24 protein-coding genes and 1 riboswitch are annotated in these 25788 nt (G+C 46.2%); of the genes, 12 read left to right on the top strand and 12 right to left on the bottom strand.

The features are described 5' to 3' along the window. Positions 1-28: 28 nt before the first annotated feature. Together queC and QUA07_RS21810 are read right to left on the bottom strand one after the other, a co-directional pair. A complete protein-coding gene (gene queC, locus QUA07_RS21815; RefSeq protein ID WP_333329131.1) occupies positions 29-703 on the bottom strand; it encodes a 7-cyano-7-deazaguanine synthase QueC in 675 nt (224 codons plus the stop codon). Between the two features lie 242 nt (positions 704-945). Beyond that, on the bottom strand, positions 946-2286 hold the full coding sequence (locus QUA07_RS21810; RefSeq protein ID WP_333329128.1) for a cytosine deaminase: 1341 nt from the start codon (positions 2284-2286) through the stop codon (positions 946-948). 318 nt (positions 2287-2604) lie between these two features. Here QUA07_RS21810 and QUA07_RS21805 point away from each other — a divergent pair, with 318 nt between their 5' ends. The 5 genes from QUA07_RS21805 (at position 2605) to QUA07_RS21785 (ending at position 7815) form a co-directional block, all read left to right on the top strand. Then, positions 2605-3513, top strand: a complete 909-nt coding sequence (locus QUA07_RS21805) for a class I SAM-dependent methyltransferase (RefSeq protein ID WP_333329126.1) — start codon at positions 2605-2607, stop codon at positions 3511-3513. A 358-nt stretch (positions 3514-3871) separates the two neighbouring features. After that, positions 3872-5119 carry a GTP cyclohydrolase II gene (locus QUA07_RS21800; RefSeq protein WP_333329123.1) on the top strand — a complete coding sequence of 416 codons (1248 nt, stop codon included), beginning with the start codon at positions 3872-3874 and terminating at the stop codon, positions 5117-5119. A gap of 89 nt (positions 5120-5208) precedes the next feature. Next, a complete protein-coding gene (locus QUA07_RS21795; protein ID WP_333055017.1) occupies positions 5209-6291 on the top strand; it encodes an adenylate/guanylate cyclase domain-containing protein in 1083 nt (360 codons plus the stop codon). Next, positions 6288-7535 carry a URC4/urg3 family protein gene (locus QUA07_RS21790; RefSeq protein ID WP_333329119.1) on the top strand — a complete coding sequence of 416 codons (1248 nt, stop codon included), beginning with the start codon at positions 6288-6290 and terminating at the stop codon, positions 7533-7535. The genes QUA07_RS21795 and QUA07_RS21790 overlap by 4 nt, the downstream gene beginning before the upstream one ends. A 94-nt stretch (positions 7536-7629) precedes the next feature. Beyond that, entirely contained in the window at positions 7630-7815 is a 186-nt protein-coding gene (locus tag QUA07_RS21785; RefSeq protein WP_333329116.1) for a hypothetical protein, read from the top strand. A gap of 62 nt (positions 7816-7877) precedes the next feature. Here the strand turns inward: QUA07_RS21785 and QUA07_RS21780 are convergent, their stop codons facing one another. Beyond that, entirely contained in the window at positions 7878-8450 is a 573-nt protein-coding gene (locus QUA07_RS21780; protein WP_333329112.1) for a DUF4360 domain-containing protein, read from the bottom strand. 610 nt (positions 8451-9060) lie between these two features. Between QUA07_RS21780 and upp the strand changes: the two genes are divergently transcribed. Together upp and QUA07_RS21770 are read left to right on the top strand one after the other, a co-directional pair. Further along, positions 9061-9696 carry a uracil phosphoribosyltransferase gene (gene upp / locus QUA07_RS21775; protein WP_333329110.1) on the top strand — a complete coding sequence of 212 codons (636 nt, stop codon included), beginning with the start codon at positions 9061-9063 and terminating at the stop codon, positions 9694-9696. A gap of 319 nt (positions 9697-10015) precedes the next feature. After that, positions 10016-10162 carry a hypothetical protein gene (locus QUA07_RS21770; protein ID WP_006635359.1) on the top strand — a complete coding sequence of 49 codons (147 nt, stop codon included), beginning with the start codon at positions 10016-10018 and terminating at the stop codon, positions 10160-10162. A gap of 304 nt (positions 10163-10466) precedes the next feature. Here the strand turns inward: QUA07_RS21770 and QUA07_RS21765 are convergent, their stop codons facing one another. Next, positions 10467-12389, bottom strand: coding sequence for a hypothetical protein (locus QUA07_RS21765; RefSeq protein WP_333329106.1), 1923 nt, complete (start codon positions 12387-12389; stop codon positions 10467-10469). 34 nt (positions 12390-12423) lie between these two features. Next, entirely contained in the window at positions 12424-13767 is a 1344-nt protein-coding gene (locus QUA07_RS21760; RefSeq protein WP_333329103.1) for a glycosyltransferase family 4 protein, read from the bottom strand. 76 nt (positions 13768-13843) lie between these two features. On the opposite strand from QUA07_RS21760, the gene QUA07_RS21755 reads away from it, so the two are divergent. The 3 genes from QUA07_RS21755 (at position 13844) to bicA (ending at position 17406) form a co-directional block, all read left to right on the top strand. Beyond that, positions 13844-14314, top strand: coding sequence for a tetratricopeptide repeat protein (locus QUA07_RS21755; RefSeq protein WP_333329100.1), 471 nt, complete (start codon positions 13844-13846; stop codon positions 14312-14314). Between the two features lie 96 nt (positions 14315-14410). After that, positions 14411-15358 carry a glycosyltransferase gene (locus tag QUA07_RS21750; protein WP_333329202.1) on the top strand — a complete coding sequence of 316 codons (948 nt, stop codon included), beginning with the start codon at positions 14411-14413 and terminating at the stop codon, positions 15356-15358. Positions 15359-15732: 374 nt separating this feature from the next. Further along, positions 15733-17406, top strand: a complete 1674-nt coding sequence (gene bicA / locus QUA07_RS21745) for a bicarbonate transporter BicA (protein WP_333329098.1) — start codon at positions 15733-15735, stop codon at positions 17404-17406. A gap of 314 nt (positions 17407-17720) precedes the next feature. Here the strand turns inward: bicA and QUA07_RS21740 are convergent, their stop codons facing one another. Continuing rightward, complete coding sequence (locus tag QUA07_RS21740) at positions 17721-18227, bottom strand: DinB family protein (protein WP_190656062.1); 507 nt, start codon at positions 18225-18227, stop codon at positions 17721-17723. A gap of 53 nt (positions 18228-18280) precedes the next feature. Further along, positions 18281-18562 (bottom strand): antibiotic biosynthesis monooxygenase, encoded by a 282-nt coding sequence (locus QUA07_RS21735; protein WP_190733824.1) that lies wholly within the window; start codon positions 18560-18562, stop codon positions 18281-18283. Between the two features lie 207 nt (positions 18563-18769). On the opposite strand from QUA07_RS21735, the gene QUA07_RS21730 reads away from it, so the two are divergent. Both QUA07_RS21730 and QUA07_RS21725 read left to right on the top strand, forming a co-directional pair. Next, entirely contained in the window at positions 18770-19468 is a 699-nt protein-coding gene (locus QUA07_RS21730; RefSeq protein WP_333329094.1) for a diacylglycerol/polyprenol kinase family protein, read from the top strand. A 473-nt stretch (positions 19469-19941) separates the two neighbouring features. Further along, the gene (locus QUA07_RS21725) at positions 19942-20511 is read left to right on the top strand and encodes a dihydrofolate reductase family protein (protein ID WP_333329091.1); all 570 of its coding nucleotides are present in this window, start codon (positions 19942-19944) and stop codon (positions 20509-20511) included. Between the two features lie 3 nt (positions 20512-20514). Here QUA07_RS21725 and QUA07_RS21720 read toward each other — a convergent pair whose 3' ends face one another. The 5 genes from QUA07_RS21720 to QUA07_RS21700 form a co-directional block, all read right to left on the bottom strand. Then, complete coding sequence (locus tag QUA07_RS21720) at positions 20515-21363, bottom strand: ABC transporter ATP-binding protein (RefSeq protein ID WP_333329089.1); 849 nt, start codon at positions 21361-21363, stop codon at positions 20515-20517. Positions 21364-21598: 235 nt separating this feature from the next. Further along, complete coding sequence (locus QUA07_RS21715; RefSeq protein WP_333329086.1) at positions 21599-22465, bottom strand: methyltransferase domain-containing protein; 867 nt, start codon at positions 22463-22465, stop codon at positions 21599-21601. 19 nt (positions 22466-22484) lie between these two features. Continuing rightward, complete coding sequence (locus tag QUA07_RS21710) at positions 22485-22925, bottom strand: hypothetical protein (RefSeq protein WP_333329084.1); 441 nt, start codon at positions 22923-22925, stop codon at positions 22485-22487. A 162-nt stretch (positions 22926-23087) separates the two neighbouring features. Next, a riboswitch (cobalamin riboswitch) is annotated at positions 23088-23232 on the bottom strand. A 38-nt stretch (positions 23233-23270) separates the two neighbouring features. Beyond that, entirely contained in the window at positions 23271-23849 is a 579-nt protein-coding gene (locus QUA07_RS21705; protein ID WP_333329080.1) for a Uma2 family endonuclease, read from the bottom strand. Between the two features lie 216 nt (positions 23850-24065). Beyond that, positions 24066-25487 carry an ABC transporter substrate-binding protein gene (locus QUA07_RS21700; protein WP_333329077.1) on the bottom strand — a complete coding sequence of 474 codons (1422 nt, stop codon included), beginning with the start codon at positions 25485-25487 and terminating at the stop codon, positions 24066-24068. Positions 25488-25788: the final 301 nt, after the last annotated feature.

The raw sequence follows: 25788 nt of genomic DNA, 5'->3' as shown, positions 1-25788 counted from the left end.
GCTTTCAACCGCCGAGTCGGAATACTGTTTAAGCGTAAGACACCGGATCTTTCAATTCCAATTCCTCAAAAGCCGCCAGCCTCAGCCGACAAGAATCGCAAACGCCGCAGGCATTTTCCCCGCCTGCATAGCAAGACCAAGTTTGCTCCCAAGGTACTCCTAATTTGTTGCCTAATTGAATAATTTCTGTTTTTTTAAGTTCGATCAAAGGTGTTACAATTTTAATAAAATTTCCTTCTCTACCCTGCTTGGTTCCTAACCGAAATACTTCCTGCATGGCTTGGATGTAATCGAGGCGACAGTCGGGATATCCAGAATAATCTAAAGCGTTGACACCGATGTAAATGCGATCGGCTTCTAGGGTTTCTGCGTAGGCGAGGGCAAAGCTGAGAAAGATTGTATTTCTAGCTGGAACGTAGGTAATTGGGATGTTTTGAGACATTTCTGCAAGATTACGATCGATCGGCAATTCCATCTCATTATCCGTCAAAGCCGAACCGCCCCACAGCGTTAGGTCAAAGTTTACCACCTGATGCGCCTTAACACCTGCCGAAAGTGCGATCGCCCTTGCTGATTCCAACTCCCGCCGATGTCTTTGCTTGTAGTCAAAGGAAATAGCGTAACACTCGCAGCCGTCGGCTTTGGCTTGATACAAAACTGTTGAGGAATCCAGCCCTCCCGACAATAAAATAACTGCTTTCACTTAAAACATCCTCACTCGAATTAGCTTTTATATTTATATCAAAATAGTGGCGAATTGACAATATACCAATGCTAAATGCTTTTTAAAACCTACATATTACACCATTGTCAAAAACGGGATCTCCGGCCCGTTCCACAAAACTAAATTAACTCGTTCCCCGGCTCTGCCTAGTAACGAGTAGAAAGAAAATTCATCTTTTGTGGAACAGGCATCTTGCCTGTTCTTGATATTCGTACAAAATGTCAGATTTCTGTTGCTAACAAGTCGTCTAGTTCGCGGTAATCGGGCAAAGTTGTATCAATTTTAATACCCTGCCGCAAAACTGTGCGATCGCCCTGCGCTCTAGATAACAATTCGCTGAAATTCCGCGCCTTAAACAAAATCAAATCAGCAGGTAAACCCACTGCAATTCGTCCTAAATTTGGCAATCCCATTAAATCGGCTGGAGTCTTTGTCACTGCACAGGGCCAGTCTCCATAAGGCCTATCTAAATGAGCGATACGGACTGCCATATTAAAAACTTCCAAAACATCATGGTCGCCAAATCCGTAAAACGGATCGCGACAATTGTCGCTAGCAACTGCAACGGGAATTCCGGCTGCTTTGAGTTCGTGCAGCAGTGTCACTCCCCGCCAGCGCGGTGTATGCTGAGATTCTCTGTCTTGCAGGTAAAGGTTGCACATCGGCAAGCTGACAATGCCAATATTTGCTTCCTTGACTAATTCCAGAGTTTCTGTTACTAAATCTGACGGTTGTCGGGCTAAACTACAGCAGTGTCCGCAGATTATTTGACCCCCAAATTCATGGCGGATGGCGGTTTTTGCGACTTCCCGCAGTGTTGTTGATTCTGGATCGTCGTTTTCGTCGGTGTGGAAGTCGAGGTTTAAATTTCGTTCTTTGGCTAAGGCAAAAACTCGATCGAGTTGTTTGTCTAAGTCGGGATTCATATAGGCGACGCCACCGAGTATACCGCCGATTTCGGCTATGCGATCGGCTAGTTTTTCGCCTGCGGGTGTCAGGTAATAGTCGAGGGAAACCAAAGAAGCTGGTTGTAAGATCATCCGATCGCCCCATTCGGCTTGCAGCGCTTCCAATACTCCCAAACTAACAGTTCCCTGTTCGCCCGCGCTGTCGATGTGAGTGCGGATAGCCTTGGTTCCGTGGGCGTAGCTGCACTTTAGTCCGAACTCCATTCGCCGGTAAACATCGTCTGCATTCCAGTTTTTTTGAGCGTCAGCGCCTACCGCTTCGATCGCGCTGGCAAAAGTTCCATCGGGATTGGGCGATCGTTCCCAAATGTGACCTTTGTCTAAATGGGTGTGCATATCCACAAAACAAGGCCAAACTAAGCCGCCCTGCAAATCTATAACTGGGATATCTCCAGAGGAGGATACAGGTTTTGTACCTGCTGGAGTAATGTGGGTGATCGTCCCTGCTGCAATTTCCAAATCCACCAAACAAAAATTGTTCTCACTCCCCGTTGTCGCCACAGTAGAAGCTGAGGGCGCGATCGATTTCATCTCTAGAAGAGACGCGGGCACGCGAGCATTTTTGAGCAAATAATTAGATGTACTTGGCAACATTAATTTTGTGAGTTAGTATTTTCCTAAGAATTTAGCGCAACCGCAAAAACGCTACCGACAATCATTGTCTGTTGATCGTCAGTTTTCTTATCGGTAACAAATGCTACCTTCTCAGTCTAACCATTTAGACATAAAATTGTACAGCGCCGATCGATCGGGGGTCGAGCGCCAACAAGCCGAGCATCTACAAACACTGATTTGCCAATAAACCTAGTTTTCGATCTGCTTGCATGGGTGTACTCTACCAGCTCAGCTAATGGTAATAAATTGTGGTCGTTCCACTGCCCTTAGCAACTGTACAAATCGTGAAACTGAACCATGCAAAAATTTACAAATTGCCCAGTTTGCAGCTCCCAAAAAATTAGCTTCCTGTACACAGCGGGGACAGCACGCCACCCTAAAGAGGCTCCTACATGGTCAGTTTACGGATGCGAAGATTGTGGCTTAGTATTCGTAAATCCCCGCCCGACATGGGATGAACTGAGCGATTATTACCCCGAGGGCTGGCAGTGCTACAATACTTACGTACCAGACGAAGAAGACGTAGTAAAAGAAGCCAAAAAACTCAATGAATACCGACACATTCCTATCCCTGTAGGCAAGCGGCTGTTAGACGTAGGATGCGGGGGAGGTTCCATTATCCAAGTCTTCAAAAAACTCGGAGTTGAGGTGGCAGGAATTGAGCCTAGCTCCTCAGCAGCAGCAGCAGCCAGGGAATGCGGTATCGATGTTTTCACTGGCACTGTAGAAGAATACGTTGCAGAAAAAGGTACTGACGAAAAGTTTGATGTCATACTCTGTTCACACGTTTTGGGAGCAACGCCTTTGCCTGCAGAAACACTCGACTGCATGAGGCAATTGCTGGCTCCAAACGGTTACATTTGGGTGGCTGTACCGAACGCAGACAGCCCATACGCGCGGCAACTGGGCTGGCGCTGGCACAGCACCGATTATCCTTACAATCTGATCGGTTACACTCCAAAAACCTTGGCTCTAGCCGGCGAAAAGGCAGGTTTGGCAATTCAGCGAAACTACACATACTCTTTGCCGGATAGCCTTCGTTACTCTATCTGTTTGTGGCTGCGCTATCGGTGGTTTGTACCGCACAAAGTTACCCGCTTCTTCCTTTCTGAAGAACGTGTTGATCGCATGGCGAAGGAATTGGACTCGCGCGGCGAAGGTGAGGGAATTATAATGGAATTCTGTCACCCTCACAGCCTGGATTAAGACGTTTTTACCAAAAGTATTTGATTTGAGATTTGAGATTTGAGATTGAGTGCACGTCGGCGGCTCAGAATCTCAAATCTTTTTTTCTCGCACATATCTTAAAACTTCAAAGTTGGCGTTTGGCAGTTGTGCTGGCTTTGGTGTTGGCTATACTGGGAAAGATTGAACTCTGGACTTATATCAAATCCGACGAAAACCTCCTGTTATCGTGAAACCCAAGCCGAGAAAAGGTTGTGTGTGTGTAGCGGGATTGTTTCAACCCTGGAGGTGTGTACTGTTGGTATCATAAATCACTGCTTCAAATTGCAATTTCACTTTCAACTAACAGCAGCATCCATAGCAAGAGCCAAAAACAACTGTGTCAAAACCCAAGCATATAGTTTTAACATCCCATCCCGACAGATCCGGTACAAAACCTCATCCCATCCACTGGGGAGAAATCGATCCGCTGAAACGGGGGCCTGTGATTGGCAGCCTTACCAAATCGTCTCACCGGAATGCGATCGGCACTCATTCGGGTTCCTACTCTGTTTATCGCGCGCTAGCAGTTGCTTCCGGCGCACTCCAAGCAGATCACCGCCCCGATTTTACCAACACCTCTCCGGCCGCACACATCGGGCCGCACGCGAGTTGGGGCGATCGCAATTTGATTGTTTCTCTCGATCCCTTTGGGGGTTTGGTTAGCGAAGTTTATACTTCATTTCTCCAGCAGGGATATGATATTCGACCGACAATTGCTGTCACTAAAGCTCACATTAATATGCCGGAATTGCAAGATGCCATCGCTAAGGGGCGAGTGCAAATTGATGGCAAAATAGTCAAAGCAGGTGGCAATTTAGCAGTAACTAAAGTTGCGATCGATCCGGTGTGGTATTTGCCGGGAATTGCGAGGCGGATTGGGGCCCAAGAAAGCGTTCTCCGCCGTGTCCTGTTCGAGCAAACAGGCGGAATGTTCTCGGATTTAGTGACGCGGCCAGACTTACACATTTTCTTGCCACCAATTGGCGGAACTACGGTTTATATTATTGGCGATGTCGTGAATATTTCTGACCCGGATAAGCAGTTGGCGGTACGGGTACACGATGAATGCAACGGTTCAGATGTCTTCAGTTCCGATATCTGCACTTGTCGCCCTTATTTGGTACACGGGATGGAAATTTGCATCCAAACGGCACAATCCGGCGGTTCTGGGGTAATAGTTTACTTCCGTAAGGAAGGGAGAGCTTTGGGGGAAGTGACTAAGTTTTTGGTGTACAATGCCAGAAAACGGCAGGAAGGCGGCGATCGCGCTGATGCCTATTTTACGCGCACTGAATGTGTTGCGGGAGTTCAAGATATGCGGTTTCAAGAACTAATGCCAGACGTGCTGCACTGGTTGGGGATCTCTCGCATTGACAGTTTAGTTTCTATGAGCGATATGAAATACAATGCGATTATCAATTCTGGCATTCAGGTGGTCGATCGCATCCCTATTCCTGAAGATTGGATTCCCGCAGACGCACAAGTCGAAATCGTCGCCAAAAAAGCCGCCGGCTACTACACGCCTGACCCTGTGCCAGATGCTACAATTCTTGCAGAAGCGATCGGACGCGATTTAGGAGATTAAGAGGGCAAAGACGCGACCGATGGGACGCGAACAATCGCGTCTTTGCTAAATGAAATTTATTGCTGGTTTTTGATCAGTCAGGGTAGGTTATGGCTAATTTGCGTTCTAGTGTGATCGTAAAAACAGATATTTGTGGATATACCGCCAGAGTCAAAAAATTATCTCAGTCGGACTTAAGTAGTTTGTTAAACGAGCATAAAACTTTTGTTTCAGATATTAGCGCCAGAAATGAAGGCAGCGTGATCAAAGGGGAAGGTGATTCATTTTGGATAATTTTTCCCAGCGTCACAGCAGCGGCGGTAGCAGCCATAGAAATGCAGCAAGAATTGAGAGCGCAACAATCTAGCAAGGCGAACGACGAACGATTGGCTATTCGCGTGTCGATTACATTAGGAGATGTCTTGCATCAAGATAAAGATATCTTTGGCGATACGGTGAATTTAACAGCGCGCATAGAATCAGTAACTCCGCCGGATGAGATATATTTGTCCCAAGCAGCATGGCTAGCGCTCAACAAAGCAGAAGTGCAAACGTCTTTTGTTAACGAGTTTTCTTTGAAAGGGATGAGCGAACCTGAAAAAGTTTACAAAGTTGACCAAAGTTACAAAACGCGAATCATCAAGAATCAAGCCATAATTAAAGCTGATTTGAGAGGTTTTATAGCTTATCAAGAATCTAATTCTATCAAAGATGTTGAATATTTGCTCACCAACTTTGATACTTTTGAAAAAACAATTTGCGAAGAATATGGCGGTACAATTCGGAGTATTGTTGGCGATTCGCATTTGTTGACTTTCCCGGAAGCTCACTCAGCCTTAGCAGCAATGGAAAGTCTGTGCGAGAATTGGAAACTTTTTATTGACGCTAATCAAATACCTTGTGGCTTGTCGGTGGGAGTTGCTAAGGGAAATTTATATATATTTCGGTCTTGCACTTACGGAAAAGATATTCACATAGCCGACAGGCTGGAAGATTTAAGTAAAATAGTATGTCCGGGTAGAGAAAGAAATTCGGTCATAGTTTCCGATCAAATAAAACGCGAAGTCAGCGGGTCTAAGTGGGAATATAAGCTGATCAAAATCGATAAAAATGCGATTTTAGATAATCTTTTAGATTACAGTCAGTTTGACTTTTTTCAAGAAAACGATGTTTACCGCTGTTTGGTTGTATGAAGTTGCACAATATTGAACTTGAGACTGTAGAATATCTGAGAACGCCGGCTGCTATTCGCCAAAAGTGCGATCGGCTTTTTGATTTAGCCAGCCAAGACAAACTTCGCTACTTCCGCGTCGATTTATCCCAACTCGACAAAGCAGCAAATTATGTAATTGACACAACGCGCCAACAGTATCCTGATTTTAACATTCCCTTTCACAGTCGCTGGCGACATTTTGAAGCCGGCAACCTGTCGCGAATCGCTGAATTAGATGCAGTTTTAGGAGAATTTGCACTCATAGATCAAGCTAAAATCAAATTTGATTTAGCAATTATCAGCGTTTTGCTTGATGCCGGTGCTGGTGCAGATTGGCAGTATTGCGAACCTGAAACCGGACAGGTTTACCGCCGTTCTGAAGGGTTAGCAATAGCCAGCTTGCGGATGTTTTGTCAAGGTGTTTTTTCCAGCAATCCCGATTTTCCTTGGCAAGCTGATTCTCGCGGACTTTCTCAATTAAAACTAGAAGCCTTAGCTGCTGGATTTCAGGTAAGTCGAGACAATCCGCTAGTTGGTTTAACAGGCAGATTAGAATTATTGCAGCGTTTGGGAACTGCGATTTCCCAGCATCCATTATTATTTGGCAGCGAAAACCCGCGTCCCGGCAATTTGGCAAAATACTTGCTAGACGATCGGGTTTCGGGAGTCAACACTGTGAATGCTACTGAAGTATTGAGCGCTGTTTTGAGAGGTTTTGGGGAAATTTGGCCAGGAAGATATGCAATTGGTGGCGTTAATTTAGGCGATGTTTGGCGGCATCCGGCTTTAACAGGAGAAAATCTGGGAGATGAATTCGTGCCGTTTCACAAACTCTCGCAGTGGTTGACTTATTCGCTGTTGGAACCGCTGCAAGAACTTGGTTTAGAAGTCGCCGGATTGGATGAGTTAACGGGATTGCCGGAGTACCGCAACGGCGGTTTGTGTTTGGATATTGGGCTGCTGCAGGCAAAAGATTCGGATATTTTTGAACAGAGTTACTTGCCTGGTTCGGAAGTTATAGTAGAATGGCGATCGCTCACTGTGAATCTTTTAGATAAAATTGCCGCAGCTATTCGAGAAAAGCTGCATTTGAGTGCGGATCAATTGCCGCTGGTGAAGATTTTGCAAGGAGGAACTTGGGCGGCGGGGCGGAAAATTGCGGGGGAATTGAGGGCTGGTGGAGTGCCGCCAATTCAGATTGAAAGTGACGGGACGGTCTTTTAAAGGGAAGAAGGAAGTTCGGCAACGGATTCTGTAACGGATGTAACGGATATAACGGATGTAACTCATATGTTGCACCATTCTCAATTAGCTTTTTATGAACAGGCTTTTCGGCCTGTTCCACAAGAAAATTTATATTTTGTGGAACAGGCCGAAAAGCCTGTTGCTGACAATGGTGCAAGAAGATATCAGATGTAACGGATGTCAGGAAGAAGGAAAAGGGAAGAGGGAAGAGGGAAGAAGCAAGAAGGAAGAGGGAAAATTATCCCCTCTTCCAACTTAAAACTTAAAATTCAAAATTCAAACCTGAAAACAATACCTCACACTACACTCTCAACAAGCTGCTTAGCGGCAAGTGCGATATTTGACGTGATAAACTAAACCGCGATGAGCCAAATCGAAGGAGTCAACGGTGGCCATGCCAGCACCGCGGGCTGTCATTGCAGCATTTACTCGCATATTTACACTGTCACCACAGCGAGACCAAACATTAGCTAAAGTGGCTAAGCTATCTCGAACATTGTAGTTAGTTTCGCCGCTGAGATTCCGATTAAAAATGGGGCCGCGGGTTCCAGCGAAAAAGTATTCTGCTCGCAGGTTGCCTGTGGTTTTAGGAGCCACGTAGCCGCGATAATCAGCATCGTAGATAGAAATTTGGAAGCCTTGGGGTACTTTGATGGGAATGCTCAGATTGCAGCTTTTTCGGCTTTCTGCTGAGACATTTCCCAGGGCTGCAAACTTGTCAAATAGGATGGTCAGTTCTTGACCGTCTGGGCTGACGCTGACGCTGGCGGAGCGATCTGGGCAACCGCTACCGCCGTAGCTTGCACCTAAAATTTGAACGGCAGGATTAGCCAAGGCGGGGCTGATAGAAGCAGTCATTAATGCCGTAGCTAGCAATAGTTTTACAAACTTCATGGATGTTCTCCTTACTTCATAAGTAAAGTTGTGTGTTAGGAGCACCCTAAAAAATTGGAACTGAATTTAGGTAATGTTTTTTAGACGGGGATATAACCGCTTTCATGTGGAAAGATGAAAAGCCATTACAGCCAAGCTTATGACCTTATGTGAAGTTCCTTATCAGGTTTTTTCAATTAGTGAATTAATCGAAAAAATAGGTTTTCTGCTGATACTTTCTATGATTCATGTCTGCTCCTAAAAGTTCCGGAAGATTTCGGTGCGAAACTCCGGATCTGTGTTAACAGGCTTGGACGGCTCGCGAGAAAGCGAGCGAGACCAGTCGGGAGGCTTTTGTCCCCGGATGTGCGTTCCCAGGCAGAGGGCCGGAAGGAGAGGAAACGAGAGAATGACATATTTGTGTATTTTCAAACCTCGCATATTTAGTGTCGCGCTGCGCGGAAAAAAGGCAAGTGTAGAAGCGAATTTTATTCGCGCGGTATTCCTGTTTTCAATACAGGTTTGATATAAGTAGTCCTGGATGTAGGGGTCACAGAAACCGATTTTTTTTTCGTCAAGAAGGCGTTGATGGCTGATAAGTTAGAATAAAGCTAATTAATTATTCAAAAAAATGAGTCCTAAAGTTACTGTCATTGACCATCCTTTGATACAGCACAAGTTAACTCTGATGCGGCAAACTCAAACGAGCACGGCCAAATTTCGCCAATTGCTGAAAGAGATTGGACTGCTGCTAGCCTATGAAGTGACGCGAGATTTGCCGCTAAAATACGAACTAATAGAAACGCCGATCGCCAAAATGAATGCACCGGTGCTGGCGGCAGAAAAGAAAATTGTAATTATTTCGATTATGCGCGCTGGTCAGGGACTGTTAGATAGTATTTTAGAGCTGATTCCGTCTGCGAGGGTAGGACATATTGGTTTGTACCGCGATCCGACAACTCGGATGGTGATTGAATATTATTTCAAAGTTCCCCAGGATATCGAACAGCGAGATGTTTTAATTGTCGATCCGATGCTGGCTACTGGTAATTCAGCAGTGGCGGCAGTGGATAGGCTGAAAGAAGTTAATCCGAAGTCTATTAAATTTTTGTGCTTACTGGCAGCGCCGGAGGGAGTGGGGCACTTTCACGAACAACACCCTGACGTGCAGATTTATACGGCTGCTGTTGACGAGTGTTTGGACGAGCACGGCTATATTGTACCCGGACTGGGAGATGCGGGCGATCGACTTTACGGCACTATGTGAATTCAACAAAATGATTTTGGGCTGTATATGTCAATACATTCATTTAAAAATAATTTTACTAACATAACTATTGGTTTGATAGTGCCAAACAATGTAAATTGTAAGATTTTAATGTCAGGGAAAGCCTATATACAGCAATGGTTGTAGGATTTTCTTACATTATATTCGTAAATTGCATTATCTCAATGTATTTACTGCATTTTATGGTTAAAATCTCTGCCTTTAGTGTAATTAATCGCAGGAATTAATTCATAAAATAGATGTATGACGTTAACCGTTTGCGATCGACTACTAACAATTTTTGTACGAGGAAAAAACAATGGAGACTACAGCACAGAAAGAAGCCCCAACTCAGCCTGTTGAGGAAGTGAAAATTAACAATATCAACAGTTTGGAGTTTGAGCTTTGGGCTAAAGCAGTCAAACGCCAGATGATTGCAGCACTCTCTAAAAAAGGCGCGATTTGAGAGTTCTGGGTTTTTTGTGTGCAACTTGTGTTAATTTAATTAACAAAATTTTTGTCTGCATTGTTGTTCAAGAGCGATAAGTGGCAAGGGGAAGAGTTTTGAGATTGCGCTTCTCGATGAGTTGCGGGAGGGGGAGAAGAAAGCATTTTCCTTTTTCCTAGTTTTGGACGCATGGGTGCCAGGAAACGGGGTTTTTTTACGAAAATACTTCTGTTGCAATCGGCAGAAACGGTAAAAAAACCCGGTTTCTTTGTGTCAAGAGTGCCTCCGGGACTGTTCTATCTGCCGAATGCTTTCTGCCAGATTACGATCGCTTGTCAACCGCCGCCAGCAAGCGCAGACTTCCGTCTTGAATCTGCACTGCTTTCACCGTTCCTACAGCAACTCTTTGTTGACCGTTAGCCATCGCTACCTCAATTTTAATCTTGGGGTCAGCCTGTAATCCTAGCCGCCCCCAGAGCCACTTGACTTGAGTAGCAGGAAAAGAGCTCACTTCTACATCAGAAAATGGCGAATTAACCCAGCGACTACCATCGTAAAAACTCGCTACCTGCACCTGATACCAAACTTGTTCTCCTGCCAATTTTAACTCATTGTTCGGTTCTGGTTCCAGCCACTCAGCGGGATTGACACTGTTAATTAAAGTAGCAGAACCCATAATTTGACTCTTGTGGTCTTCTAAACTTTCCGCCTGAGAAACTGCTTCCTGAAGTTTGTTGACCAAATTCCGAATTCGAGTTCTTGTTTCGCTGTCAGTATCTGATTGCTGGTCGAGCCAATTCATCGCCTCACGAGTTCCGTCTTGAGACGCTACAATCAGGGCGCCCCAAGCCTTGACATCGGCGTCAGCGGCATTTACTCTCAAGGCGGCGTCGATGCGGTTCCAGATCCGCCCGCTGTCATTTTTGAGGGTTGTGGCTATTTCGTGACTGTTACTCGGATCGGCTTCAAATACTTGCAAAGCTTCGGCCCAGCGGCCGTCGATCAATTCTGCGAGAACTTGTTGACCGGGACTTGCCCAAGATGCGATCGCCTGAGCCCGAGTAATTTTAGCGTGAAATTCGATCGTTTCTAGCTGAGCTTGCGCGACTGCGGGCCAATTTTTTCCAGCTTTCCCCTTCGCCACACGCATAACATTTAATGCTGGAGACCACAGCCCGCTTTTCGCCAGTCGCAGCCCATTTTTGTAAGTCTCGTCATTGAAGGCAAATTCTTCTAAAGAAATCGCCGTTAACTGAACTGGGTTCGGCAAAAATTTGCGCGGGCCAATTTGATAAAGGGTAAATTGCGGCTCTAAACCAACTGTTTGGTCGATCGCCAACTGCGGGTTTTCGCCCTTAACAATTTGCTGCCAATTCGGCGGTTGTCCGGCCGCACTCGCCCACTCCAACAGCGAGATTAAATGATTTTGGCTGGGGTTGTAGCGAACGACTTGTCCGTAGGGAATTTTCTTGTCGCCCCGCATTAGTTTACCGCTGACATTAAACCAAATGCCCGAGGCGGGGGGCTTTCCGTCAAAGCGGCGCAGTTCTGTTAGGGGTAACGACTGATTCGAGGCTTGATTGTCAGATGTAGAGTCAGCTAAAGAAGCAATGACAAAAGATTCCGCAGGGCCTTCTACATTCACAGAACTTGCTAGCTGAAAATACTGCTCTTTATCGGAACTGCGATCGGGCAACTGCACCCGCTTGTACACCCGAAGTTCGACAATTTGACGACAAGGATTTTTGCAAACAGTAGAAGCCTTAACAGTTCTTTCTACCATCACCGGCAATAGCAAATCGGAAATAGAATTATCGCGGGATTGATCGACGGGAAGCGGCAGGGGTTCTCCGGTTACGAATCCCAATTTGCGGATGCTGGCTTTGATTTGATCGAGAGTTTGGATCGAATCTCTGCTACCTGTAGGCAGGCGCGACCATTCAGGCACAAACTGAGAGATCAACTTGTTGCCATTGGGATCGACGATGAGCTGATAACTCAGCCAAGCGCCGCCTCCCATTAAAGCAGCACAGCCAGCCAAGACGCTGAGGGCTGTCAAATTAGCTATCAGTCTTTTCCAGGGATATCTGGCGCGAGTTCGGGGAGTAGGTATTGGACGCTGGGACTCTTGAAGATTTTTGGGGCGTCGGGTTTGGCGCCGGCGTCTTGTCGGAGGAGGAGCAACTTTGGGATTTTCTGGGGGTTTGGCTCGATTTTTTGAGGGGTTAATTTTGTGTTCCATCATGCCATTTTAGAATTTAGATTTTAGAATTTAGAGTTTAAAATTGCAATAGCCGATCGTACTGCCGACCTATGATATCCCAAGTGTATTGGCTTTCCACAAGCGATCGAGCGTTGACAGAGAGTTCCTGTCTTAGCTGCTGATTTTCAAACAAACTGGCGATCGCCTCAACATACTCCTGAACTTTGTTCGCCCGCAAGGCCCTTATCAGTTGTGGGCCGCCATCGACGGCTAAACCCTCCAAACCTCGATCGCTAGCAACCACGGGAGTTCCCGCAGCCATCGCCTCCAAAGTTTTATTTTTAATCCCAAAACCAATCCGCATCGGCACCACACAAACAGCAGCTTGATGCAAATATTCTGCCACCCTTTGCACCCGACCTACTACTTGAATTCCCGGAAGTTCCCCCAAGGCGATCACTTCCGGGACTGGCGAAGCCCCTACTAGGGTGAGGGTAGCATCAGGATAGCGCTGCTGCAAAGGTGGCAGTATTTGCAAACTGAGAAACCGCGCCGCGTCAATATTGGGCAAATTGTTCATTGCGCCTGCAAAAATTAAGGTGTGTCCTCCCGGATCGATCAGCCTATAGGGAAATTGAGTTAAATCCACGCCGTTAGGAATTACATCTATGGGAGGTACAAAAAAATCTTGTTTTCCTCGCACTCGAACCGGAGGCAACAGTAATTCGAGGAGTTGCTCTCTGTCTGTGGATGTTGTCGCAACAATGCGGGAGAATTTGGAACAGTAGCGTTTTTCGTAGCGGGCGAGTAGCGGTAAATTTAGTCGATCGCGCAGGGGTTTTTCGGAGGTGCCGGTTGCTAACATTTCCCTGCAAGTTCCCCAAACGGAACTGTGAATGTTTGCCACTGTCAGCAGTTTTTGCCGCCATTCTGGACGCACGTAAATCTCGTTAACGCTGTGTTCGCAGGTGACAGCATCGCATTTGCCTGCTGTTACCAATTCGTCGGCCCAATTCTGCATTGCTTGGGAGTAGCTTGAGAGTACGTTTGGAGGTGTCCCGGACAACAAAAATCGACTGAATCTGTGGAATTTTCCTATTATTTCAGAGAACCCCCCCTCAGTCTCCCCCTTGTTAAGGGGGGGAGGTAAAAATCCTTCCTCAGTCTCCTGCTGGAGTCTTAGCCCCCCCTTAGCAAGGGGGGGTTGGGGGGGTGTCTGCGGATGGGGAAAAACTGCCAATTCTGCAACTTGCTGGCGCAATGCGTCGATTTGTGCATCGGTGACATCGGGCGATCGTACAGTGCCGAGAATTACATCATGTCGCCGGCTCAAGTATTGTAATAAATTAAACGTCCTTACCTGAGTTCCTCCGCGGCTGGGTGGATAGGGAAAAGTCGAGGAAAGCATCAAAATCTTCATGGGATGTGGAATAAATAAAGTTGCCGCTTGCGCGATAAAATTGATTGATAAAATCTTTTTAACAATCTTCTCACCTATGGACGAATTATCTGTTAAGGCGCTGCTCGAAGACTTGAAAAAGCCCGACGAAAGTGTTCGCGATCGGGCAACTACAGAACTCTGGCGCACTTGGTTTAACCAGAAGGGTGACTATGGGATGCAAATTCTCAGGCGATCGCAAGTTTCGCTGGATGCAGGCGATGTTCACCACGCTTTGGATTTGCTGACGAAATTGATTGCGGAAGCGCCGGATTTTGCGGAAGCTTGGAACCGACGCGCCGTACTTCACTATACTCAAGGAAATTATAAAAAGTCGATCGACGACTGCGAAATTGTCCTCAAACTCAACCCGGTGCATTTTGGGGCGTTGCACGGCCTGGGTTTGTGCTACGCTGCCTTGGGAGAATACCTAAATGCTATTCAAGCTTTTCGTCGCGCTTTGGAAATTCAACCTTTTGCTTTGGTGAATCAAAAGTTAATTCTGGAGTGTACGGCTCGTTTGAGTTAAAATACATTGGCCAAACAGGGCATTGGGCATTGGTGGTTTATTTTCCTAGACTGAAGTGCGAATTTTTTCCACAATTTAAAATTGACAATAGTCGTAGTGCCGAAAATTAGCGTTTGCATTCCTACTTACAATCGAGTGCATTTGTTGGCAAGTGCGATCGCCAGCGTGCTCGCTCAAACTTATACAGATTTTGAATTAATTATCTGTGATGACGGTTCTACTGACAGCACTCCTCTGTTGATGTCGGAATTTGTCGATCGCGGGATTCGCTACATTCGCCACCCGCAGAATATCGGCAAGAGTAATAATATGCGATCGGGCTTTGCGGCAGCAAGGGGCAAATATTTTATCAAGTTTGACGATGACGATCGCCTGAGCGCGCAATTTCTAGAGCGGACATCGGCTATTTTAGATAAAGACCCCAGCATCGATTTTGTCAGTACCGATCACTGGGTGATCGACATTAACAATTATATTGACGAAAACCAGACGAAACTCAATTCGCAGCGGTGGGGCCGCACCGAATTATCGCCGGGAATTATTGAAGATTTGCTCCCTGCAGTGTTTCTGAGACAGAGTTTGCAAATAGGGGCGACTTTGTTTCGACGCCGCGCGCTGGAAGAAGTCGGATTTCTGCGGCCGAATTTGCAAAATTGCGAAGATAACGATTTGTTTGTGAGACTTGCGATTGCGGGCAAAAAGTGCTACTACTTGCCGGAGCTGTTGATGGAGTATCGAGTTCATGCAGGACAGCAAGGAGTCGATCGGGCAATTCCGTATTTAAGCGATAAATTGCGCTATTTGACCGGGTACGAGTTTGAGTCGGAGAAGTTGGAAACAGTCAGGCTCAAAAGGATTGCCGAAACTCAATTAGCGCTAGGTTTGCGACTGATTGAGGTGGGTGAAACTGCAAAAGGGCGATCGATGGTGCGGGCTGGAAAGTCGGTTTCTGATGCGAAAATGTGGGCTGGTTTGGGATTGTCGCTGCTGCCCGTCGAGTTGCGTCCAAGGGCGTTTGAGTTTGTGCGAGAGTTGATGAAATAACCATCAATAAGAGTTATTAATTATCAGCAGCGGCTCATATATTAATTTTAATAAGAGTACGGGGTTTTGTCTGGCCTTGAGATTGGTTCAGATTTGGCTAGAGCAGGAACTTGCGGGGGATTGTTCCGAGAGTCGGCAGCAAAAAATAAAAATTCGATCGGACACGTTTTACATTAAATTAAGAAATTAAGAAATACTAAAAAATTAAGTATTTACGAGTTTGACATCGATCGGGCACAAGTACAGACCTTTCCTTGGGTCTGCCCTGCTTGTGCTATCTGTCAGGCGATTAGGGAAAACTTTTGCCCAGACACTGGGTAAAGGGATCAAAGTCAGCATTGTTAAATTCTGTCTAGTTTATTAATGCACCACTCATGTCAATAACTAATCAGATTCGTTTTAATAATCTCAAGGGCGACATCTTCGGCGGTGTCACGGCTGCCATCGTCTCGCTGCCCCTGGCCCTCGCCTTCGGGGTCGCTTCCGGAGTCGGGCCGATCGGGGGACTGTACGGTGCCATTTGCGTTGGCTTCTTTGCGGCGCTGTTTGGTGGCACCCCAACACTGATTTCTGAACCCACCGGGCCGATGACTGTGGTGATGACTGCGATCGTCGCATCCCTCACCGCCAGCAATCCCGAACAAGGGCTAGCAATGGCGTTTACCGTTGTGATGCTGGCGGGGTTGTGTCAAATCATCTTTGGTATTTTCAAGCTAGGGAAATACATCACCCTGATGCCCTACAGCGTGATTTCCGGCTTTATGTCGGGAATTGGCGTGATTTTGATCATTCTGCAAATTGCACCCTTTCTGGGTCAAGCCCCGCCCAAGGGCGGTGTTTTGGGCACTTTTTTAGCAATTCCGCAGTTGCTAGCGAACATAAATCCGCCGGAAGCAATTCTGGGTGCCTTGACGGTGGCAATTATTTTCCTGATGCCCAAACAGGTGAAGAAAATCGTACCCCCGCAATTGATAGCGCTGATTGTCGGCACGGTAATTTCCATGACTGTGTTCCAGGGCGCGGAGATTCGCCGGATTGGCGAAATTCCGGTGGGACTGCCCCCCTTGCAATTGCCGACTTTTTCCGCCGGTCAAATCACGGTGATGTTTGTGGATGCGGTGATGCTGGGGATGCTGGGCTGTATCGATACCTTGCTGACGGCAGTGGTGGCGGACAGTCTAACGCGGACCGAGCACAAGTCCGATAAGGAGTTGATCGGTCAAGGAATTGGCAACATCGTATCGGGGATCTGCGGTGGCTTACCGGGCGCCGGGGCAACGATGGGAACTGTGGTCAATATCCAAACAGGCGCGACTTCGGCGTTGTCGGGTTTAACTCGGGCGTTGGTGTTGCTGGTGGTGGTTTTGGGGGCGGCGAAGTTAACTGAACCGATTCCGATGGCGGTGTTGGCGGGGATTGCGCTGAAGGTGGGGATTGATATTCTTGACTGGAGTTTCCTGAAACGATCGCACAAAGTATCTGTTAAGGGTTCCCTGATCATGTACGGGGTGCTGTTTTTGACTGTGTTTGTGGATCTGATTGTCGCGGTGGGTGTGGGCGTCTTTATTGCCAATATCCTGACGATCGAACGGTTGAGTAGTTTGCAGTCTGCAGGAGTGAAGCTGATTTCCGATACGGATGATGAGGTTCTCCTCAGTCAGGAGGAGAAGCAACTCTTGGATCGGGGTAGGGGGCGCGTGTTGCTGTTCTGCTTGAGCGGCCCGATGATTTTTGGGTTGTCGAAGGCGATCTCCCGCGAACACAATGCTATGAAGGATGCGGATGCTTTGGTGATGGATTTGAGTGCTGTGCCCATGCTGGGAGTGACGGCTTCGCTGGCGATCGAAAATGCGATTCGCGATGCCTGCGATAAGGGTTTGCAGGTTTACATCGTCGGTGCCAGCGAGAAAATTCAGCAGCGCTTGCAGAAGTTGGGATTGTTGGATCTGATCGCGCCAGAGCATGTCATGAGCGATCGTACCGCAGCCTTGCGACAAGCCGTCGCTGTGGTTGACAACAAAGGCATCCCCTTGGGAGTGCCGGCGTAACAAGGCGCGAATTCGCCCAAATAGTAGTGGTTTAGCAGGAGTGCCAGTTTCTCCTGCTATTTCTATGGCTCGATGATCGTTTCATCTCGTTTCCGGTTGTATCAGTATTGTTCAAGTGTCCAAACAGTCAGTTGTCCCGAAAGCATAATTTTAGTCAACGGCCAACAGTCAACAGTCAACAATCATCTCGCTCGTGCAACCGGAATTGATATGAATTCTTGATTTTCTTCAGTCTCCCTCTGCTGGGACGAGAGGCAAGTGTAGACTAGGTTTTAACCGCCGAGTCTTCAGGCGTGTAGCTATCCAACCTGAAATTATCCGATTGATATAGCGGGTAGCCACGGAATATCTGTAACGCCTGGGTCGTAGCCAAGTTGTTTGAGCAGTGTGGTAATTTGCCCTCTATGGTGAGTTTGATGATTGAACATATGTGTCACCAAAACCCAAGTCGGTAGCACGCGGCATTTACCATCTACATTGCTTGTGTACTCAAATGGTTGACTCAACCAGTCAGAATTAAGGTGTCTAGACCATTCTATAATTTGCCGATCCGTTGTCTCCCGTTCTGCTCTCAAAACCTCAAAGTCAGCATACAGTTCTTGACCGATAACGGTACCAGAAAATGGGTGAAGAGTGAAACGACCCATCCATGCTTTGTCACCATACAGTAAGTGATTCAAAGTGCCATGAATCGACTTAAAAAAGGCACCCATATCCTGTTTGCGCTGTTCATCAGGAATTGCCGAGCAGACCGAATATAGATTTTGATTCATCCAGCAATTGTACTCTGCCATTAGCTGGTAGTAGCTACCGTCGTACATACTCAAAACATAATCACATAGTTTGAACAACTTACATTATACAAATAGGTCTTTCACAATACTCCTGACTCTAATTGGTCGAGATAAATAAACTCAGGAGCTTTAACTCCGGCTTCTTCTCTAATTTTAACCAGTCTAGGCGACTCAAAAAACGCCCTAGCATCTGCGATTGATGTCCACGCGGAGAAATGAACAATTTTGTTTGGTTCATTGTCATACTTCAAGACCTGATAGGAGCGCTCGCCAGCTTCTTTTCGGATGCTTTCAGCACGATCGAATACCTGTTTCCAAGCTTCATAATTTTCTACTTCATGAATAATTAAGACATACTGCATAGTAATCAGATTCTCTGAGCCTCTCAAAACTTCAAACGACTAAATTTGATTAGACTAACTCACCTTGTCTCCAAAAGCGACCACAGGAGAACGAGTAAATTATACCGTAGCGACGGTTGAAAATCCTCCCAACACTGAACAGAGCGATCGCGCTTTCCACTAAAGTAGTAAAGAGTGCCTGATGTAAATAAGTTTTTCCTAAATATCGTGTCTATATTTTCTGAAATTCCGACTGTGTGGCTGCAAATTTCCCTCGTGGGAGTCTGGTTGGGCTTGATTTTATTGGTAGCTGAGGGGTTAAATCGCTTTACTTCTGTCGATCCGGAAGTATCGCGGAAGGTGGTTCACATCGGTACTGGGAACGTGATTTTGCTGGCGTGGTGGCTGGAAATACCCGGTTGGGTGGGGGTTTCGGCAGGGGTTTTAGCAGGTGCGATCGCCCTAATTTCTTACCAAGTTCCGATTTTGCCCAGTCTTAACAGTATCAACCGGAAGAGTTTGGGGACTTTTTTCTATGCTGTTAGTATCAGCGTTCTCGTAGCTTGGTTTTGGCCGCTACAACATCAGGAGTACGCTGCTTTGGGCATTTTAGTCATGACTTGGGGCGACGGATTGGCTGCTGTCATCGGCCAGAAATACGGCAAACATATTTATCGAGTTGGGGGAATTAAGAAGAGTTGGGAAGGTTCTGCAACTATGTATTTGGTGAGTTTTGCTGTTAGCAGTTTGATTTTGCTGGCGGTTCAAGGCGCAGTTTGGCAAACTTGGGCTGTGTCGGCTGTTGTAGCTTTAGTTGCTGCTACTTTGGAGTCGGTTTCCAAGCTGGGAATTGACAATCTCACTGTGCCGATCGGCAGTGGGGCGATCGCCTTTTTCCTAAATCAATTTTTAATTGGTAATGTGTAATCTGAACTTCCCCCCAGTCGTTGCTGAATAGAGGTATGAATTCAAGATTTCTCAATTGCTATAAACCCGCTTGAGGGTAAGTTTTGTAACTTCAGCTCAAAGGTGATTCATACCGTGAATCAGCAACGCCAATTATCAATTATCTAAGTCTCGTTAAAGCAGCCGACGTGCTTGTAAAATTTGTTGTTGCCATTGCTCGAAAGCGGGGATTTTTGAGAGATCGTCTGGGGGAAACATCGCCCTGATTTGCTCCATAAGCTCGATCGCCACCACTACACCAAGCTGCTAGCCATTAGGGTGATGATCGCACCTCGTCACCCGTTCATCTCCTCACCAAATAACGGGAAATGAAGGTGAAGAGTGCGATCGCTATCTTTCACTTTTTTAAATTATAGACAAGGCACGCTTGAACGCTCTACAATAGAAGGCGTTTTGTCTTTTAATCCGTAAAGGCATTTTAGAGGTTACTTTTAATGAAAACTCAATATTACACCTCCGCCAGCTTAGATGGTTTTATTGCTGATTCACACAACTCTCTCGATTGGTTGTTTCAGTTCGGCGAGGCGGGAGACAGCTATCCTAATTTCCTCCGCGAAGTAGGGGCAGTAGCAATGGGAGCAACTACTTATGAATGGATTCTGACCCATCAGATGGATGAAGGTGCCGATCATCCCCAAGCATGGCCTTATGAACAACCGGCTTGGGTATTTACCTCTCGGACTATGCCTGCGATCGAGGGTGCAGATATTCGATTTGTGAAAGGGGATGTCTTACCTGTCCATCAAGAGATGATCGCGGTGGCAGGAAACAAGAATATTTGGCTTGTAGGAGGTGGCGATCTGGTCGGTCAATTTTACGATCGTGGGTTGCTTGATGAGGTAATTGTGTCAATTGCATCGGTGACACTTGGTAGCGGAGCACCGTTGCTACCGCGCACGATCACAACACCCCCGCTAAGACTTTTATCCGCGAAGGTTTATGGAGATGCCTTCGCGGAGTTGCGCTATGAAGTTCCTGTCCCGGCCGATGACACAACTGCTTAATCTTTAAAGCAGCCGGCGCGCTTGTAAAATCTGTTGTTGCCACTGCTCAAAAGTCTTTACTTTTGAGCTACCATCTCTCTCAACGATCGCCCTTATTTGCTCCATTAGCTCGATCGCCAGTGGTACGCCAAGCTGCAATTGTTCCAACACATCCCGCTGAGCAAAAACGGTTTCCGGTGTTCCTTCTAAAATCAATTTTCCTCGATCCATTACAAACACCCAATCAGCCCAGCGGTAGATGAAATCGAGGTCGTGACTTGCTAAAAGGATAGTGGTTCCAGCGCTGTGAATTTGTTGAAGTAAACCGATCAGTTGTCGGGTGTGACGCGGATCGAGATAGGCGGTAGGTTCATCTAGCAGCAGCAGTTTGGGCTTGAGAACCATGATATCGGCGATGGAAACCCGCTTTTTCTGGCCCAAACTGAGATTGTGAATTGGTTCGCGGGTGAGTTCGCTTAGATCGAATTGCTCGATCGCCTGTTGCACCTGTTGAGCAATTTCGGATTCTCTCAAGCCTAAATTGTACAATCCATAGGAAATATCTTCTTCTACCGTCGAAGCTACTAATTGATGTTCGGGATTTTGAAAGACGAGTCCGATTTGTTGGCGCAGTTGCATCAAAGATTTGCGATCGTAGCTAAAGGGTTCACCTTGCCAGCTAATGATTCCCTGTTGCGGTTGATACAAGCCATTTGCTAACAGAAAAAAGGTGGTTTTGCCACAGCCATTTTGACCGATCAGCCCGCACCGTTTGCCAGCGGGGACTTTTAGATTTAAACCCTGAATTGCCACTCGCGAACCGCAGGGATAGGAGTAGGAAGTGCGATCGAATTCGAGAATCCATTGAGACATATTTGTTATTTGTTATAGCCTTGTTCCCTGGCTCTGCCTGGGAATAAATACCCGGAGGCTCTGCCTCCAATTACCGATTACCGATGAATGATTACTAATTACCGATTACCGATTTCCATTCTATAGCAATCCTTGCAGCAGTCGTCAACTTTTTACCCCTCCCCAACCCTCCCCTTATCAAGGGGAGGGAGTAAGAAAATTACAAAGGATGTAGAATTGAATTGCTATATTTGTGTCAGCCTAGATCAGATTTTGACAACTGCCAAAGTTGCATTTCATAACAGAGATGTTGCTCAAAAAGTTGACTTGCCTCCAATCCTTCAACCACCAACTTCTTGAACCAGCGGCGAAATATCCAGCGCAGGAATTTGTGGACGGGCGGAACTGTTATCGCAATCAAATCTGCAACATAGATCATTGTATTTAGTCCATATCGGCGGAAAGTATCTACATACAAATCGATTGTTGGCAAAATATGGGCGGAAATATCCTCAGTTTTTACTAAAGTGAATCCAGCCTGCTTTAATGCTGCATGAAGTTCCGTAACAACATGACAATTAGAGAACATTCCCTCTTTATAATTAGCATCAGATCGTAGCATATCAGCCAGCAAAACGTAGCCACCCTGATTGAGGATTTTGGCGGCACCGTTAGCAATATCAACAGCCGACATATACTGGCTACTTTCGCTAAAGAGAATAAGATCGTAGAAATGGGTTGCTTTGAAGTCTTCAAACCTCGTGAGGTGGAAGATTGCCCGATCGCCCGTACACTTAAGAAAGCGCTGCTGTTGAAACGGATCGGGTGCGAGCCCTTCGACTGCAAAACCTCGATCGAGCAAATAAGCCGCATTTCCGCCAATCCCGCAGCCCACATCGAGTATCGTATGAGTGCCTTTGGGGATTGCATCCAACAGTTTTACAGTATAAGCTTGCTGAGCGAGGCGCAATCGGGCGATCGTTAGTTCGTCAGCGGGCACAGGTAGGGTTTCCCAATAGCCGTAGTGAAGGTAGGGCGAATCTGTCAGGCCCAAATAGTAATTAAGCGCTGCATTTTGGTAGCGAGTTACTTTGGAAATTTCGATTGATTTTGGCTGCGGCATTCGGAAATTTTAGTAAGTTTTAGGATTTAGGGCAGAGTTGAAATTCTTCCCAGCGCTTGCATACTTGTTCATAGCACTCAACAGGAGAAATTGCCAACTTTTGCAACAAATTGATATCAATGTGACCGTTGGCGATCGACAAAAAAATAATTGCTTCCTTGGGTTCATAACTAGCAATGATTTGCAGCAGATTGGAAACAGTATTTTCCTCTATTTCTAGTTGCTGTAAATAAACGGTTGCCTCCAAGTCGGAAATAAATTGCAAATCGTACTTTATAGTATCTACACTCCAATTCACCGAGCCATTAATGGGAGTATTGATTTTGCAAGCAACCAAGCCTCGTCCTCGATGCAAAAAACCATTCCAAGCAGTATGCCCGATCGGCAAAATATTTTGGTGAATAAACAAGTTTTGCCAGTAGCCAAAACTACCCTGCCAAACACTATCTTCAACTCGCATTTCTTTTCATTTCCCTTAAAATAAGATACCCTTCAGAACACAAATCGAATTACATCAGCGTTCATCTGTGTTTATCTGCTGATATCTGCGGTTAAAAAACCCCAATCCAATAATAAAAAAAATAATAAACTCACCATCATCCATACCTCGCAGATGAAAAACATGATTGTAAACAAATCGGCGGGCATCCTGACTCAGAGATCCAACGATCTCATTACAGTTGCGGGACAGCGCCGGATTCGCACCGAACTTTCCCCCTTGCGTCTGATGGCTGTTCTCCATCAGAGCCGATCGATATACGGGAATATTACCACTATTGGGGATATTTGACAAAAAAGCGTCCGCCTATTCACCAAACTCAATATTTTCATACAAATCTGCCAGCGAAATCTCCACAGGAATAGAGGTTAAAGTCAGCCTATCGCCCATACAGCTATATTCCGAAAAAATCCACTTATTCGCATCTGTTTTAGAATATTGCTCCACCTGTAGCCGATATTGGTCGATTAATAAATATTCCTTAAAACTAGGAATAGTGCGATAAGCAGCAAACTTTTCATCTCGATCGTAAGCTCTAGTACCTTTAGACAGCACCTCAGCAATTAGCAGCGGATTCGTAATTGTATCCGTCCGTCCAGATTGCAGTTCGATCGGGCGCGCTACCACCATCACATCCGGGTAAGTATAATTATTAAGCTGCGGAACCCAAAGCCGCTGATCCGAACTGAAAGTCCGATATGGTTTCCCTTTTAACGCCAGTTTCAGCGCAACAACTAAATTAGTGGTAATTTCATTGTGATCCGGTGTGCCGCCAGCCATCAGAACAATCTCCCCATTGATAAATTCATGCCGATCCTGAGAATTGATTTCTAATTCTAGATATTCCTCAGCGGTGTAGGTTTTGGTTTCAACTGGCGCGATCATACACAACGCTCTCCTTTAATCTACTCATTTCATTTTATCTTAAAAATTTGGGTAGTTCAACAGAAAAATAGATTTTAATCATGCTAAAAAACAGGCAAGATGCCTGTTCCACAAAGAGGGAATTTTATTGTGGGGAGTAGGGGTTGGGCATTCGGCCCGCCCCTGAAAGGCTGATTGAGAATGTGCAAGATGTGAGCGCGATCGCACTTAACAAACTTACCGCAGCGGGACAAAGTTATAGCCAGTGCTTCCTCCTTGTTTAACTTGCACTAAAATCGGCTTACCAGCCCGATCGCCCGTGGGCAAAAACTTCACATCCTCGCTCGATCCTGCTGCCGAAAAACTCGCATTTCTGAGTGCTTGTTGCAATCCTTCCCGCGTATTGCTTTGTCGCAAGCCAGCGATCACAGCTTGAGTCGCATCAAAACTCGTTGCTGTTCGCCAATTCACAATGCCTCCCCAACGCTGGCGGGCATTTTCTGGGAAACGGCTACCGGGATTAGTTTCAGGATGCCAGGGAACGGGCAAAACAAGCCCGTCAACGTCTTTTTGCCCATCTTTTAAAGTTTGAAAGGTGTAGAGCGTAGTGCTGCCGTAGAGTGGCAATTTGCCTCGATTGCTGCGAGCTAGAGAGATGGCACGGTCAATGCGATCGATGTGGGGCGCTACCATCAATCCTTGTGCACCTTTGGTGACAGCATCGGCGAGGGCATTTTCCGCATTAAAAGAGGGTAAAGAAAAGTCGCAAACAGTTGGAACTAATTTGCCACCAGCAGCAGTAAGAGAGGCAACAAATTCATCTTTAAATGATATGTTATCCGGTGCTTGGGAGTCATAACAAACGGCAATATTAGTTTGACCTGCTGTTTTCACTGCATATTCTGCTAAGGGAGCTGCCATTAAGCTAATATTGGGTACTGTCCGAAAGATGTAGCTGCCAAATCCCGATAGATTATTGGCAAAGCTCGTCGGTGTCACCATTACCAGTTTTTCTTGCTGATAGATCGGAGCAGCTTCGAGAGATGCGTTGCTAGCATTGTGTCCAATTACTGCTAGTATACTTGCATCGTTTGTTAATGCTTTTGCAACATCTCTGATAACCTCTGGACTGTTGTCATCGTTGACAATTTCTACTTGCAGTTTTGCGCCGTTGATGCCACCGCTATTATTGATTTCATCCTGAGCTTGGGCGACTCCTCGGAGGATTTCTTGGGCGACATTGGGGTTGCTACCAATGGGGACACTGACAGCAATTTTTAAGGGGGAACCATTGCTGGCTGGGGTCTTATTCAAATAAATAATGGCATTATTCAAATAAATAATCGTTTCGGGATCGTTGCGATTTTGTTGCAGCGAATCCTGAAATTTTTTGACGGCTGCTTGGTAATCTCCATTGACAAAAGCTTCAACGCCGGCTTTTTTTTCTGCTGTTGTTTGGGATGTCACCAATAGCCGATTTCCTAAACTGATGCGACTTGCGATCGCTCCCGATGCGCTCGTTGTCGGTGTAGATGTATTTGAACTTTTGGCATTCAATAAACCGGGAAGGAACTTGTATGCGCCAAACCCAATTAAGCCGAGTACAATAATAAAAACAATGGGCGGCGGGCTGTTTCTTTTGTTAGTATCTTGATACATGATTTTTTCTCCTTATTTTGATAGTGTTTGGAGGCCGAACCTCGGGGTAAGTATTCCCAGCAGAGCCTGGGAAGAGAAAATTCCATCTAAACCTCACTTTCCCAGAAGTCCCCAATAGAGCGCGCCCCAAAGTTGGAAAACCTGCATTGCTTCCTCGTCATAGCCTTTAGTTTTGAAAATAGCCTCTGCCTGTTTTAGGTGGCTTATTGCTTGTTGTTTGTTTTTTATCAATACTCCGGACAGTTTTTAAGCAGCCAGAGTACCATAAGACAAGACTGAAGGAAGGTTAGGGTGATTTAAA

The sequence above is a fragment of the Microcoleus sp. T3_A4 genome (assembly GCF_036700465.1).
GTDB lineage: Bacteria > Cyanobacteriota > Cyanobacteriia > Cyanobacteriales > Microcoleaceae > Microcoleus.
This window is presented reverse-complemented; position numbering and strand designations above follow the sequence as displayed.